The sequence below is a fragment of the Herbaspirillum huttiense genome (assembly GCF_004367745.1).
GTDB classification, from domain to species: domain Bacteria; phylum Pseudomonadota; class Gammaproteobacteria; order Burkholderiales; family Burkholderiaceae_D; genus Herbaspirillum; species Herbaspirillum huttiense.
In genome coordinates this window covers 113,515-127,528 of record NZ_CP037993.1, presented here as the reverse complement: position 1 = coordinate 127,528, position 14,014 = coordinate 113,515, and the positions used below count along the sequence as shown (strand labels likewise).

The window sequence follows — 14,014 nt, the reverse complement described above, 5'->3', positions numbered from 1 at the left end:
ATTCGATGTATCGGCACAGCTTTTTGCTGGCGCTCGCGCTGCTCGCAGCCGGCTCCAGCCATGCGCAGTCCACTGCGCTTGGAAACACAGAACAACCCCAACCCTATACCGCTTCGTCTCTTGTCAAAGAGCCTCGCTTGTTGTCGCTTCCGGCGGCCATCAGCCTGACGTTTGATCAGAACAAGACCCTGGCCGCCGCTCGCAAGGAGATTGACGCCATGGAGGCGACGATCGTCCAAGCAGGAGCAAGGCCGAATCCTGAGTTCTCGGCATTGATGGAGGACTTCCGGAAGTCCAGCCGGACAACGACATACCAAATTACTCAGCCGATTGAGCTCGGTGGCAAGCGTAGCGCCCGAATTGAGGCGGCTCAACGAGCACGCGACATGGCATTGCTGGACTACGCTGCGAAGCGCACGGAAATTCGCGCCGGCGTGGTTGCTGCGTACTACGACGTGATGGTGGCGATGGAGCGTCAGCGTCTGGCCAAGGAGCTGCTGGGCCTAGCGAAGACATCTGCGGATATGACTGGCCGCCGCGTCACGGCAGGCAAGATATCGCCCGTTGAGCAAACCAAGGCCAAAGTGGCCGAATCCAGTGCGCAGCTGGAGCTCAACCAAGCCGATAGCGATCTGATCCTCGCGCAGAAGAAGCTGGCAATGTTCTGGGGCTCTGTTGGCAATGAGTTCCAACTGACCGATGGTGGCGTTGAATCACTGCCTGCACTGCCGGCGATCGCACAACTGACTGAGAAAGTCGCGATCGGGCCTGCCGTGAAGCTCGCGCAGCTCGAAGTCGAACGCCGTCGTGCGCTGGCCAAGATCGAGACCAGCAAGCGTACGCCCGATGTGAGCCTCACCTTCGGCAATAAGCGAGATGAATCGAGTGCCAGAAATATGTGGGTGGTCGGTTTCTCCGTTCCCATCCCTGTTCTGGACAACAATAAGGGCAACGAGCTCGAAGCATTGAAGCGCGTCGACAAAGCGCGCGATGAGTTGTCGATCGTTGAAGTGCAGATGCAGAGCGAAGCTGCTCAAAGCTTCGAGCGCTTGCGTAACGCAAGAGAAGAAGCTGCCGCGTTGCGTGGCGAGATTGTCCCTGGGGCACAAAGTGCTTATCAAGCTGCGCGAACCGGATTCGAGCTAGGGAAGTTCGGATATCTGGACGTCCTTGACGCGCAGCGCACCTATTTCCAAGCCAAAGCGCAGTACTGGAAAGCGCTTTCTACCGCATTCCAAGCCGCCGCAGACCTGGATCGTCTGGCCGGCACTGAGACACCTTCAGCTGAGTGAGATCAAACATGACTAAGAAGCAAAAACTCGCCATCGCGGCGATCATCGCCATCGCAGCACTCTTGGCGGGGGTAACCTTGATGAAGGGGGGCAGTTCGGCCGGGGGCGGCGGAAAATCCTCTGCACACCAAGAGGAGGGTGGCCACAAGGACAATGAGCACCATGGCGAAGAAAAAGGCAGCGAGCACAAAGATTCTGCTGGGCATGGCGACGGCGAACACCACAGCGCGGCGCCGGCCAAGGGCCCACATGGTGGATCTGTGTACAAGGAGGGAGAGTCTTCCTTCGAAGTGCTGCTGTCTGAAAGCGATGGCGCACTGGTAGTTTATCCCTACCAGGCTGATAAGCCGGTGGCGCCCACCACAGTGAAATTGTCCGCAGTATTGACTCGTCCGGGCAAGGCCGGTGAGTTACTGGAATTCAAGATCGAGAAAGATGCCCTGAAGGCAAGCGCGCCGATCGAGGAGCCGCATCTGTTCGACATCAAGTTCTCGGCATCGACGCCGACCGGTTCTCAGAAGTTCACACTTTCCAAGGAAGAAGGAAAGATCGAATTGAACAATGAGCAGATGGCTGCGGCTGGTATCCAGGTGAAGACCGCTAGCGCCATGAAATTGAATAGCAGTCTGCAGCTGCCAGGGGAAATTCGCTTCAATGAAGACCGTACTGCCCACGTTGTACCGCAAGTGGCAGGCATTGTTGAATCTGTATCCGCCAATCTGGGCCAGAGGGTGAAAAAGGGCCAGATTCTGGCAGTCATTAACAGCAGTGCCGTTTCGGAGCAACGCTCGGAGTTGTTGAATGCCGAGCAGCGTCTGGCTCTTGCCAAGACCGCGTATCAACGTGAGAAGAACCTGTGGGAACAGAAGATCTCTGCTGAACAAGACTATCTGCAGGCACAAACTACCCTGCGTGAAGCAGAAGTGTCGGTGCGCAATGCCCAACAAAAGCTGCGCGCAATTGGCGCGGTTGGATCCTCGGGCGGCCTGAATCGCTATGAAATCCGTGCTCCGTTCGACGGTGTCATTGTCGAAAAGCACCTGGGACTGGGGGAGGCTGTACGCGAAGATGCGAACGCCTTCCTGATTTCCGACCTGACCAGCGTGTGGGCCGAGATCATCGTCTCGCCCAAGGATATGCAAGTTGTCCGTGTGGGGGAGAAGGTGGTTGTTCGCGCCACTGCCTTCAGCGCAAGCGCAAGCGGAAAGATCTCTTACGTTGGCTCCCTGATTGGCGAGCAAAGCCGCACCGCTAAGGCGCACGTCGTACTTCCGAATTCGGATGACAGCTGGCGTCCTGGCCTGTTCGTGAACGTTGAAGTCGTTTCCGACGAGGCGCAGGTACCTGTGGCCGTGGCTGCCGATGCAATCCAGACCGTCGATGAGAAGAGCGTGGTGTTCGTTCGCGTTCCTGGCGGCTTCGCGGCTCAAGAAGTCACTATCGGTCGTACGAGCGGGAAATTTGTGGAAATCAAATCAGGTCTGGACGCAGGTGCTGAGTATGCCGCGACCGGCAGCTTCGCAATCAAGGCTGAGCTGGGCAAGGGTTCCGCTGAGCATGGCCACTAATACCGGCGACTTCGAGAAAGACGAAAATCATGTTTGAACGAATTATTCGCTTCGCCATCGAGCATCGATGGCTTGTCCTGCTCGCCGTACTTGGGATGGGAGCATACGGCGTCTATAGCTATCAAAAGCTACCTATCGATGCCGTACCTGATATCACCAACGTGCAGGTGCAGATCAACACCTCCGCGCCTGGATATTCTCCGCTCGAAACCGAGCAGCGAATCAGTTATCCGATTGAAACCGTGATGTCTGGCTTGCCCAATTTGGAGCAGGTCCGCTCCTTGTCGCGTTATGGACTGTCGCAGGTGACGGTCATCTTCAAGGATGGCACGGACGTCTACTTTGCTCGCCAGTTGGTCAATGAACGTATTCAGCAGGCCAGAAGCCAGCTGCCGGCGGGCATTGATCCTGGAATGGGACCGATTTCTACCGGTCTTGGTGAGATCTACTTGTGGACTGTCGAAGCCAAGGACGATGCACGCAAGGCAGATGGAACGCCATACACTCCGACAGACCTGCGGGAAATTCAGGACTGGGTCATCAAGCCGCAGTTGCGTCTGGTCCCAGGGGTGACCGAGATCAACACCATTGGCGGCTACGCCAAGGAATATCTAGTCGCCCCGTCCGCGGAGAAGCTTGCGTCTTACGGCATGACGATGGATACGGTCATCAAGGCACTGGAGAAGAACAACAACAACGTCGGCGCCGGCTATATTGAGCGCCGCGGCGAGCAGTACTTGATTCGTGCTCCTGGTCAGGTGGCTTCGATCGAAGACATTGGCAACATTGTGCTGTCCAACGTCAAGGGCGTGCCTATTCGCGTGCGTGATGTAGCGGACGTCGATATTGGCCGCGAGCTGCGTACAGGCGCCGCGACCGAAAATGGTCGTGAGGTGGTCTTGGGTACCGTCTTCATGCTAATCGGTGAGAACAGCCGTAAGGTTTCGCTGGCCGTCGACAAGAAGATGCAGGAAATCAATCGCACCCTACCGAAGGGTGTTGAGGCGGTGACGGTGTATGACCGTACTGTATTGGTCGACAAAGCAATCGCCACGGTGAAAAAGAATCTGGTTGAAGGCGCATTGCTCGTGGTCGCGGTGTTGTTTGTCTTCCTGGGCAACATCCGTGCAGCCATTATCACGGCAACCGTGATTCCTCTGGCCATGCTCTTTACGTTCACAGGCATGGTGACAAACAAGGTGAGTGCGAACCTGCTTAGCCTCGGTGCACTCGATTTCGGGATCATCATCGACGGCGCCGTGGTGATTGTGGAGAATTGTGTCCGGAGATTGGCACACGCCCAGGAGCATCATGGCCGTACATTGACGCGCAACGAACGCTTCCATGAAGTCTTCGCCGCGGCGAAGGAGGCTCGCCGCCCGCTGATCTTTGGCCAACTGATCATCATGATCGTGTATTTGCCGATGTTCGCCTTAACGGGTGTCGAAGGCAAGATGTTCACGCCGATGGCATTTACCGTCGTTGCGGCCCTGATCGGTGCCATGATTTTGTCGGTCACCTTTATTCCGGCAGCTATTGCCTTGTTCATCGGAGAGAAAGTCGCCGAGAAAGAGAATTTCATGATGGTTTGGGCAAAGCGTCTGTACGAGCCAATGCTGAAGGCCATTATGGAGAATAAGGCAGTCGTTCTGACTTTTGCCGGCGCCTTGATTGTTGTTTGTGGCGTAGTAGCGACCCGTCTTGGCACGGAGTTTGTTCCGAGCCTGAACGAAGGCGATATGGCTATTCAGGCGCTACGAATCCCGGGCACGAGCCTGACCCAGTCTCTGGAGATGCAGAAGCAGATCGAGAAGACACTAAAAAAGAAATTCCCCGAAGTGGAACGAGTGTTTGCTCGAACCGGTACGGCGGAAGTTGCGTCCGATCCGATGCCGCCGAACATTTCCGACGGCTACATTATGCTCAAGCCGTTGGACCAGTGGCCTAAACCGAAAAAGACGCATGAGGAGCTGCTTGCAGCAATTCAGGAAGAAGTCGCGAAGATTCCGGGTAACAACTATGAATTCTCGCAACCAATTCAGCTGCGCTTCAATGAACTGATTTCGGGCGTTCGAAGTGACGTGGCAGTGAAGGTATTCGGCGACGACATGAATGTGCTCAATGACACCGCCAGCAAGATTTCGGCCGTCTTGGAGAAAATTCCGGGCGCCACCGAGGTGAAGATTGAGCAGACGACGGGCTTGCCGATGCTGACCGTGGATATCGATCGTCAGAAGACCGCACGCTATGGTCTGAACGTGTCGGATATTCAGGACACGATCGCGACTGCAATCGGTGGCAAGGAGGCCGGTACGATGTTCCAGGGCGACCGCCGCTTCGGCATCGTGGTGCGCCTGCCGGACAATGCTCGTACCGATCTGGAGGCTATTCGCCGACTGCCAATCGCATTGCCTTTGCAGGACGGTGCTACGCGCACAAGCTATGTACCGCTGGGTGAGGTCGCTTCCCTGAACGTCGCTCCGGGTCCAAACCAGATCAGCCGGGAGGACGGTAAGCGTCGCATCGTGGTCAGTGCCAACGTTCGTGGCCGCGATCTGGGTGGCTTCGTGGCTGACGCTGAGCGTCAGCTGCAGTCTGAAGTCAAGATCCCCACTGGCTACTGGACTACCTGGGGCGGGCAGTTTGAAAATCTGCAGTCGGCAACGCAACGCCTGCAGATTGTGATTCCAGTTGCCTTATTGATGGTCTTCGTGCTGTTGTTTGCGATGTTTAGCAACGTCAAGGACGGCATGCTGGTGTTCACAGGTATCCCATTCGCGTTGACGGGCGGTATTTTGGCCCTTGCAATGCGTGGAATTCCGATGTCGATCTCTGCGGCTGTTGGTTTCATTGCCTTATCAGGTGTTGCAGTTCTGAACGGTTTAGTGATGATCTCCTTCATTCGGAGCTTGCGCGAGGACGGACGTTCGCTGGATGAAGCGATTCACGATGGTGCGATGACGCGTCTACGCCCAGTCTTGATGACGGCGCTGGTCGCGTCTCTGGGCTTTGTCCCAATGGCGCTGGCCACCGGAACCGGTGCAGAAGTACAGCGTCCGCTGGCAACGGTGGTGATCGGCGGTATTCTGTCGTCGACCGCGCTGACGTTGCTCGTGCTGCCGCTGCTCTACAAGTTGGCACATGACAAGGACGAAGATGAATCACCAGCTGGCAAGACATCGCGTCCTCCCTTCTGGAAGTTCTGGGCTAAGCGTTCATCCATTGCCAACTAAGAGGTAAATATGGGACAAGGACACTCGCACGTTCAACCGCAAGGGGGCAATGAGAAGGCGCTGAAGATCGCGCTTGCCCTGACGTCGACATTTCTGATTGCGGAGGCTGTTGCGGGTGTTCTGACCCAGAGCCTCGCGTTGATCTCCGATGCGGCACATATGTTGACAGACAGTGCAGCATTGGCGATCGCGTTATTTGCAATCCGCATTGGAAAGCGACCAGCAGACACAAAAAGAACTTTTGGGTACGCGCGCTATGAAATCTTGGCCGCATTATTCAATGCTTTGATGCTGTTCGCGGTAGCGGTCTATATCCTCGTCGAGGCATACAAGAGGTTCAAGTCTCCGCCTGAGATTCAGTCCGGTGCGATGTTGGTAGTGGCGATCCTAGGGTTGATCATCAATCTTGTCAGTATGCGGATTCTGATGTCGGGCAAAGACAAGAGCCTGAATGTTAAAGGAGCCTATCTGGAGGTGTGGAGCGACATGCTCGGCTCCATAGGCGTGATCGCCGGAGCCCTCATCATCCGGTTCACTGGGTGGGGTTGGGTTGACACGGTTATCGCTGTGGCTATTGGTCTTTGGGTGTTGCCACGTACCTGGACGCTGTTGCAGGAGAGTATTAACGTTCTTCTGGAGGCGACGCCGGCGCACGTGGATATCGATGACATTCAAGAGAGCATTCTTGGAATAGAAGGTGCCCAATCGATTCACGATCTTCATGTGTGGTCGATATCGAACGATAAGGTAAGTTTGACCGCTCACGTTGTCTATGACTCGCGTACTTCCAATATTGAAGTGCTGGACAAGATTCGGAAGTTGTTGGCAGAGAAGTTTGATATTCACCATGTCACCATTCAGATGGAAGATACGCCCTGCGAACAGGCCGCTGATGAACATAATTTTTCTCCGCTAGGGAAGGAGGATCACGATGACCACAAACACTAGTCGCTGGATCAGATTGTCATTGATGGCCGCATCGATGGCTTTGGTATCCGCATGCGCGACTTCGTCACCTGAAAGCGTTCCCTGCACGATATTGCAACAAACTAGCGTCTGCGTAGCTGTGCCGGTGCATGACGACTTGCATGACGATGAGGCTAAAGCCTTTACGCCGGCGCCTGAGGGATCGGGCTACATGTACATAACGCGGCCTTATGCCCAGCAGCGTAGTACTAAGTCGAAGATATTCGTGGACGGTGTATTCCTGGCAGAGTTGGGGCCGAAGACCTTCGCTCGCATAAAAATGCGGCCGGGGACACATACCGTGAAGGTTACGGCGGACAAAATCGAGACGGTATCGATTTCCGTTGATATGCAGAAAGAGGCCTTCCTGGAGTACCAGATTGCAGAGCACTTTTTCTCGACGGAGCCGAGTATCAAATCTGTAAGCAGGGAACGAGCGAAAGATTCCGTGCAGCCGCTGGACTTGGTGCTTACGAAGATCGACTAGCTGAATTTGATGTGGAGAAAGGGGCGCAGATTTGCGCCCCTTTTTTTTGGATCCGAAATTATTACGCAATCGTAATAATTTCGTTCGATTTTGGTAATTGGCTCCTCCCTACAATGAACTCATCGTCAAAACGACATTTCACCCCAAGGAGGTTTGCCATGAAGTCCAAGTTTTCCAAGATCGCAATCGCCGCAACTTTGCTGATGTCCTTCGCCGGCGCTAATGCCGTTGCTCAAGTCGCTGATCCCTTCGGCGTTCCCGCCAACAAGGCACTGCCGGAGCGTGAGATCACCATGAATGCTTCGACTAAGTACGTCAACGTCGCGCAGGGCGAGATCGTGAAATTCGTCTCGCAAGGCAAGAGCTTCACCTGGAAGTTCGATACTTTCGGCCTGCAGCCGTTCGCGTTCTCGAAGATCGCTCCGCAAGGTTTCGATGGCGCAAATGCCACCGTGTACCTGAGCACTAATCCGCTGTACCGCGGTCATTAATTGATGAGCTCTGCTTGGATTGGATGTAACTATTCCGATACCGATGCAGTTCGCAGAATCAGGACTGCTCGTAGTCCGGGATGGTTGTTGGAAAGTTCTAGAGAGCCATCATGTAGTCTCGCAACAGACGCCACCAGGCTGAGGCCTAGGCCAACACCTGGTGTCGCTCTGCTCGTATCGCCCCGATAGAAACGCTGTTGCACCTTCGGTAATTCAGCGTCAGAAATCCCAGGGCCGTCGTCACTAACACGCACCAGAACTCGGCCCTCGTCTACTTGAACGCAGCTCAGTGTAACGGTCCCGCCGACAGGTACAAATTTCATCGCGTTATCAATCAGATTGCTCACGGCTTGCGCCAGTAGCAATGAGTCTCCGCGGAGCAGAACAGGCCCAGACGGGCGATGATCAATGAACTTTCCGAGAGATTCCGCTAGCGGCTGATAAAAATCGGCGATATCGGCGACAACAGCCGCTACATCAACAGTAGTAAAGCCGGCCTTCCGAGCACCTGTATCAATTTCTACCAACCGTAGCAAAGCGTTAAAGATGGCGATGACTCTGTCGACATCTTCGATCGCTCCCTCTATTTCATCCGCATCACCTCGTTGTACCCGCAGGAGGCCTTCCAGCCGCGATCGTAATTCGGCAAGTGGTGTGCGAAGATCATGCGCAATCGAGTTAGACGCATTGATGATGCCATTCATGAGCTGCTCAATCTGCGCCAGCATGAGGTTTTCCGTCTGGACGAGGGTCGCCAGCTCATTCTCCCCGCCATGATGCGGAAGCCGATGGCTGAAATCTCCTTGCATAATGGCCGAGGCAGCCTGGTTGATATCTTTCACCTTCGCAAGCAGACTGCGGCGGATCGCCACCCCACCAGCGATGCCGAGCAGGATAATGATGGTGCCGGAGGCGGCCAAGCCTACGATAAACATGTTCTCAAGCAGTCGATATCGATTGATGTCGTGAGCGACCAGCAGATGGAATCGTCCATTCAGGACCAAATGTCGAGCGAGAATGCGTGTGCGGTTGCCATTGATATCGACCTGGAATCTGCCGCTGGATGCTATCGGACTGACTTCAACTGGCCAAGCATCGAGATTTCCTGCGAGGTGCTGCATCTTCTCGTCCGTCAACAGGACAATATCCTCCGATCCTCCCGGTATGGCACCGACTCTTGATTCGATCCTTCGGCTGAGCGCATCGACGCCTTCCTCATCGAAGACACGCTGAAGCCTATCGCTATCGGCGTGCAGAATGTGTCGCCAATCTTGCTCCACAAATTCTTGCCATGCGTACCAGAGCGGCGTGGCAAAGGCTGCCAGCGCAAGTAGACTGAATATGACGTAGCAGGTGGCTACTGTTCGAGCAGAGAATTTAAATAGTCTATTCATCAGTAAGCATATAGCCGGCGTTACGGATGGTGCGCAGGATAGAGGGGCGAGAATCCCCATCCAGTTTTTGTCTAAGTTTGCTGATGTGCACCTCGACCACATTGGTTTGTGGGTCGAAATCGTAATTCCAAACGTTCTGCAGGAGCATGGTACGGGTAACGACCTGATTGGCGTGGCGCATCAGATACTCGAGCAACAGGAACTCTCTCGGTTGGAGAGTCAGGGCCTTTCCGTCCCGATATACCTTGTGCTTCATGACATCGAGGTGCAGGTTGCCTATGACTAGGTAGGTCTTCTCGGTCGATTCCCGAGCGCGGCGGGCAATGGCTTCGACGCGAGCCAGTAACTCCCCGAACGAAAACGGCTTGACCAGATAGTCGTCCCCGCCACTCTGAAGTCCTTTGATTCGGTCGTCGACCTCGGCCATAGCGCTGAGGATCAAGATAGGGACCTTGTTTCCAGTCTTACGCAATGCCTCAATGATGCTCAAACCATCGATGCCCCCTGGGAGCATGCGGTCCATAATAATGGCGGCATAGGGTGTACTGGTCGCCAGCAACATGCCGTCGCGACCGTTATCGGCGTGATCAACCTCGTATCCGGATTCGGATAGTCCTTTCTTCAAGAACCGCGCTACGCGCTCGTTGTCTTCGACGATCAGCAATTTTGTCGCCGTCATTTTTCCTACACAGAATATTGGGGCCAGTTATTGGGGCGCTGAGGTGCGCCTCGCTCAATTCGGAATGACCCGAAGAGCATTGCAAGACTGGTGAGTTTGAATGGAGTTGGCACCGGAACCTTGGGGTATTGAATGTCTACCTGAGGTGTTTGATGCAGGAGAAAAACTGTACCACGCGAGCGAAAAATAGCCGATGGCTCGGTGGAAATTTTTGAAAATAATTTTGGAGAAAAGAAAAAAGGCCTGCGTGGGCAAGCCTTCTTCTGATGCCGATCCAATATCGCGACTAGGTCGCGATATTGGAGAGGACGTACTGCTTAGAACTTGTGGCGAACGCCGACTGCGACCAGGGTCTGGCTAGCATCAGCACCACCGGTAGCGGCGTTGCCGGTTGCATCGCCGTACACGCCGCTGTTGGCCATGTCAGACGCACGAATGTTAGCCACGAAGGCGTACAGGTCGGTGCGCTTGGACAGCCAGTAGTCGGTGCCCAGGCTGACTTGGGTCAGCTTGCCCTTGGAGGACGAGTTGAAGTCAGCACGAGTGTGAGTCACGGCGCCCAGCAGCTTCAGAGTCGGAGTCAGCGAGTAAGCGGTGCCGATTTCATAGATATCGGCCTTATTCGCGACAGCCAGGGTCTTGCCAGCCAGAGCGGTTGGGCTGGTGGTGTTCAAGTCTTGCTTGACGCGGTTGTAGTTTGCGTACACGCGGGCAGGGCCGAACTGGTAGCTAGCTGCAACGTTCAGCACCTTGGCAGCGCTGTTGCCGGAGTTGGTAACGTCGCCGGCATTGGTGGTGCCGATCAGCAGCGAGGTGTCAGCCGGGGTTGCGCCTTGCTTGGACTGGAAGTAGTTGATGCCCAGACCCAGAGGACCATTGTCGTACTTGCCGCCGATACCGAAGGCTTGGCCAGCGGAGGTGCGGCCAGCTTGTTCACCGAAGCCGTAGAAAAGGTTGCCGGTGAAGCCACCCATATTGGTGGTGGTGTAGCTGACGGCGTTGTTGCTACGAGTGCCTTCCAGGCGATCGAGGTTGTGGCCAACAGAGCCGGTCATGAAGCCGAAGTCGGCAACCGAGGTCAGGTAGGAAATCGAGTCAGCGAAGTCGGTTTGGCGACCCAGCAGAACGGTACCGAAGCCGCCGGCCAGACCGACCACCGACTTGCGACGGAACAGAGTATTGGTAGTCTTCGAATCATCCAGGGCACCAGTGTCGTTACGGAAGCCAGTTTCCAGGTTGAAGACTGCGCTCAGACCGCCGCCCAGGTCTTCAACGCCCTTGAAGCCGATGCGCGAGCCTTGGATAACAGCGGAATTCAGGCCAAACTTGCTGCCGGTACCATTGGCGGTGCCGTTCACAGCCTTGCTGGTGTACACGACACCAGTATCGATAATGCCGTAGATGCTAACGGAGGAGGATTGCGCCTGGGCAGCACCAGCGAATGCGCCGAGCACGGCCAGTGCGAGCAAGGATTTCTTCATTTGTCTTCCTTAAAAATAGTCTTGAGGATCCGCTCGTTTAACGGATGTTCTAACATTACGTGTTCCTTTTTCGCATCAACAGGCCATTTGTAAATATAGAAAAAAGTCTGGTTTTTACCGGTCGAATGATTCTTGATATGTTGTATTTCTTCATCTGTCGAATGCATGAAGCCTTTCGAGATGGCGTGTGCGATGTGACATTCGACGGCCGAAAAAAACGGCACCAACGGAGGTTGGTGCCGGAAGGCATACCGCTCAAATGAAAATCGAGTGGTACCATGGGAGAGTTAGCCGATCTCAGCAATGATTTTCTTCAAGCGATATTGACGCTGGCGATAGTTGCCTTCAGGGCCGTCGAAGCTTGAGTTGACGTCGCTAAAAAGGCGCGAGATCAAATCTAATGTCATACGTTGATAGGCACTTTCAACCAGAATCAACCGCCTTTTGCTGCGTGCGTGAAGTTTGCTGATGTCTACTTCGATGCAGTGACCATGATCGGCATGGCGCACTTCTATGAGAACGGCTTCGGATTTGGACAGACGGAAAGCAGCGGCAAGGTCAATTCTGGCTGAGAGAAAGGGGTGGGACTTTCTCATCTTGGTCGTCAGTGACCTGGCAATCTCAGTTGCCCATGTCTCGCTTCCGTTCTGAGCAGAGAATCTAGAAACTGCTATCTGCGCTTCATGATGGCCTTGGTCCGCTGCCTTCTTCCACCATGAGAGTGCATGGACGTCATGCATGGGCGCATCACGCCGCGTGCGCCATAAGTACTGTGCGTAGTCGAATTGCGCGTGTGCGAACCCCATCTCGGCACTGCGGTTCAGATACTGGCGAGACAGTGCCAGATTGCGCTGGAAGTACTCTGCCTTTGCGTAGATCATGGAGAGGCCGTGCCATGCTTCTGCAACCCCCGCTTTCCCGGCTGCATTGAGCCATGGAACAGCAGCTAGATAATTTGCTTGGCCGCTCCGTGGGAACACCCGCTCGCAGTCGTGATCGATGCGTGCATACAGCATACCTAGCCGATATTGCGCCTCATGATTTTGAGAGAGTGCCGCGACTTCTAACAATCTCTGGGCATATGGGATGTCTGGTGTATTGCGTTCCAATATGATTTGCGACTGCCGTAAGAACAGTTCAGTCTCATTGTCGGAGAGAGAGAGAGGCAGCGAATGAGGTGATGGATCCCGGAGCAGTCGAATCTGACTTTCTTGGCCTTTGAGGACACTGTTGATTATTGGCGCAGCGTTCTCGTAAAAGCCGACGTAGTCTCTTGTTTGCCAGCACTTCTCCAATATGGAGTACTGGGCTTCCGCCACTCCAGCCAGCGCTGCTTGCTTTGTCCAGTGTTCCTTGGCTTCCTTCAAAGGAGGTACGAGACTGATCCTTTCATCGGGAGCGGTCCGATGGTCGTCTTCCAACCGCGCAAGGTGTTGAGCGAGAAGCCATTGTGCTTCGTGGTCGTCCCGTTCCGCCAGTTGCTTGAGAACACTGACGGCTTTTTCTTTGGATCTGTCGCTGAAATGTGATGAGTTCTCGAGCACCAGTCGCGAGAATACGATGCCAGCTTCAAACACTCCAGAATCGAAAGCCCGTTCATACCAGGTGGCAGCTTCGTAGGGACGGGACATTGTGCGCACCAGGTCATATGGAACCGCGCGGCCGATCATAGTCCAAGCATCGGGAAGTCCCTGCCTAGCTGCACGCTCAAGCCAATAGAATGCAGTTTCTGTACTTTGTGGAAGGCTTCCGTTTCCCAGGTAATAGCGAGTACCAATTGCCAATTGGGCTTCCGCAGCACCAGTTCTGGCTGCTTTTAAAATAGCGAGGTCATCACGGGCGGCCATATTATTGAGCGCTCCGCAGGTGATAAATTGGCAGACTGAAGATTGTCGAAGACGGCATGAGGTATCCTCCGTTTCTGTTCATAAGGAACGTGCCCGGAGAACCTGATCCAGATTTCAAAGAGTGAAATCCGGAGGCATCTGATCATTGAGGAGATCGTAGAAGGACGTTGTGCGGGCACCGAAATTTCGACGGATGTTAGCCAGCGTTGGTGATCTACGAACGGGAATGAAACATTAAATGTTGTTAATAAAAATCCTCTGTAAGCTGCATAAACAAAGGAATTTCCTCTTCTTTATTGACAGACTTGATGCGAAAAATCCGCTATCGCTTCAGTGTTTCATCCAGACTGTCGGTATGATTTTCAAGATTAACGTTCGTTAATTTTTGTGCTTGGTTGAGGTATCTTTTTCGCGCGTGAAGAGCTCCAAAACGATGCGTATTCGAGACACATATTCTTGTGTGTCTGGTGTGTAGGATGCGGATATTTTTTTTGCCCACTTTTTTATATTTGTCCTATGCTTCGCTCTTTCAAATTTTCAGTATGGCGTCGACGGCCGGCTGATTTAAGAGGAGTC

The 14,014-nt window shown here is 54.2% G+C and carries 10 protein-coding genes; 6 read left to right on the top strand and 4 right to left on the bottom strand.

Going from position 1 to position 14,014, the window contains the following annotated elements; genetic code table 11:
* The first annotated feature begins 5 nt into the window (after positions 1-5).
* The 6 genes from E2K99_RS00560 to E2K99_RS00530 all read left to right on the top strand — a co-directional run bounded on the left by E2K99_RS00560 (position 6) and on the right by E2K99_RS00530 (position 8,037).
* Complete coding sequence (locus E2K99_RS00560) at positions 6-1,292, top strand: TolC family protein (RefSeq protein WP_134221036.1); 1,287 nt, start codon at positions 6-8, stop codon at positions 1,290-1,292.
* Between the two features lie 8 nt (positions 1,293-1,300).
* The gene (locus E2K99_RS00550; protein ID WP_166675022.1) at positions 1,301-2,860 is read left to right on the top strand and encodes an efflux RND transporter periplasmic adaptor subunit; all 1,560 of its coding nucleotides are present in this window, start codon (positions 1,301-1,303) and stop codon (positions 2,858-2,860) included.
* A gap of 29 nt (positions 2,861-2,889) precedes the next feature.
* The gene (locus E2K99_RS00545) at positions 2,890-6,093 is read left to right on the top strand and encodes a CusA/CzcA family heavy metal efflux RND transporter (protein ID WP_134221035.1); all 3,204 of its coding nucleotides are present in this window, start codon (positions 2,890-2,892) and stop codon (positions 6,091-6,093) included.
* 9 nt (positions 6,094-6,102) lie between these two features.
* Positions 6,103-7,041, top strand: a complete 939-nt coding sequence (locus E2K99_RS00540) for a cation diffusion facilitator family transporter (RefSeq protein ID WP_134221034.1) — start codon at positions 6,103-6,105, stop codon at positions 7,039-7,041.
* Complete coding sequence (locus E2K99_RS00535) at positions 7,025-7,546, top strand: DUF2846 domain-containing protein (RefSeq protein ID WP_134221033.1); 522 nt, start codon at positions 7,025-7,027, stop codon at positions 7,544-7,546. The genes E2K99_RS00540 and E2K99_RS00535 overlap by 17 nt, the downstream gene beginning before the upstream one ends.
* A 158-nt stretch (positions 7,547-7,704) precedes the next feature.
* Positions 7,705-8,037, top strand: coding sequence for a CzcE family metal-binding protein (locus E2K99_RS00530; RefSeq protein WP_166675021.1), 333 nt, complete (start codon positions 7,705-7,707; stop codon positions 8,035-8,037).
* 29 nt (positions 8,038-8,066) lie between these two features.
* On the opposite strand, the gene E2K99_RS00525 is transcribed toward E2K99_RS00530, so the two are convergent.
* The 4 genes from E2K99_RS00525 to E2K99_RS00510 all read right to left on the bottom strand — a co-directional run bounded on the left by E2K99_RS00525 (position 8,067) and on the right by E2K99_RS00510 (position 13,438).
* Positions 8,067-9,431, bottom strand: coding sequence for a HAMP domain-containing sensor histidine kinase (locus E2K99_RS00525; protein ID WP_134221031.1), 1,365 nt, complete (start codon positions 9,429-9,431; stop codon positions 8,067-8,069).
* Entirely contained in the window at positions 9,424-10,110 is a 687-nt protein-coding gene (locus E2K99_RS00520; RefSeq protein WP_134221030.1) for a winged helix-turn-helix domain-containing protein, read from the bottom strand. The genes E2K99_RS00525 and E2K99_RS00520 overlap by 8 nt, the downstream gene beginning before the upstream one ends.
* Positions 10,111-10,427: 317 nt before the next feature.
* The gene (locus E2K99_RS00515; RefSeq protein ID WP_134221029.1) at positions 10,428-11,591 is read right to left on the bottom strand and encodes a porin; all 1,164 of its coding nucleotides are present in this window, start codon (positions 11,589-11,591) and stop codon (positions 10,428-10,430) included.
* A gap of 287 nt (positions 11,592-11,878) precedes the next feature.
* On the bottom strand, positions 11,879-13,438 hold the full coding sequence (locus E2K99_RS00510) for a tetratricopeptide repeat protein (protein ID WP_134221028.1): 1,560 nt from the start codon (positions 13,436-13,438) through the stop codon (positions 11,879-11,881).
* Positions 13,439-14,014: the final 576 nt, after the last annotated feature.

What these genes read in the sequence shown, in the direction of transcription:
- E2K99_RS00545 (WP_134221035.1), top strand. Translation starts at nt 2,890, where the DNA reads ATGTTTGAACGAATTATTCGCTTCGCCATCGAGCATCGATGGCTTGTC.
- E2K99_RS00540 (WP_134221034.1), top strand. Translation starts at nt 6,103, where the DNA reads ATGGGACAAGGACACTCGCACGTTCAACCGCAAGGGGGCAATGAGAAG.
- E2K99_RS00515 (WP_134221029.1), bottom strand. Translation starts at nt 11,591, where the DNA reads ATGAAGAAATCCTTGCTCGCACTGGCCGTGCTCGGCGCATTCGCTGGT.
- E2K99_RS00530 (WP_166675021.1), top strand. Translation starts at nt 7,705, where the DNA reads ATGAAGTCCAAGTTTTCCAAGATCGCAATCGCCGCAACTTTGCTGATG.
- E2K99_RS00535 (WP_134221033.1), top strand. Translation starts at nt 7,025, where the DNA reads ATGACCACAAACACTAGTCGCTGGATCAGATTGTCATTGATGGCCGCA.
- E2K99_RS00510 (WP_134221028.1), bottom strand. Translation starts at nt 13,438, where the DNA reads ATGGCCGCCCGTGATGACCTCGCTATTTTAAAAGCAGCCAGAACTGGT.
- E2K99_RS00550 (WP_166675022.1), top strand. Translation starts at nt 1,301, where the DNA reads ATGACTAAGAAGCAAAAACTCGCCATCGCGGCGATCATCGCCATCGCA.
- E2K99_RS00560 (WP_134221036.1), top strand. Translation starts at nt 6, where the DNA reads ATGTATCGGCACAGCTTTTTGCTGGCGCTCGCGCTGCTCGCAGCCGGC.
- E2K99_RS00520 (WP_134221030.1), bottom strand. Translation starts at nt 10,110, where the DNA reads ATGACGGCGACAAAATTGCTGATCGTCGAAGACAACGAGCGCGTAGCG.
- E2K99_RS00525 (WP_134221031.1), bottom strand. Translation starts at nt 9,431, where the DNA reads ATGAATAGACTATTTAAATTCTCTGCTCGAACAGTAGCCACCTGCTAC.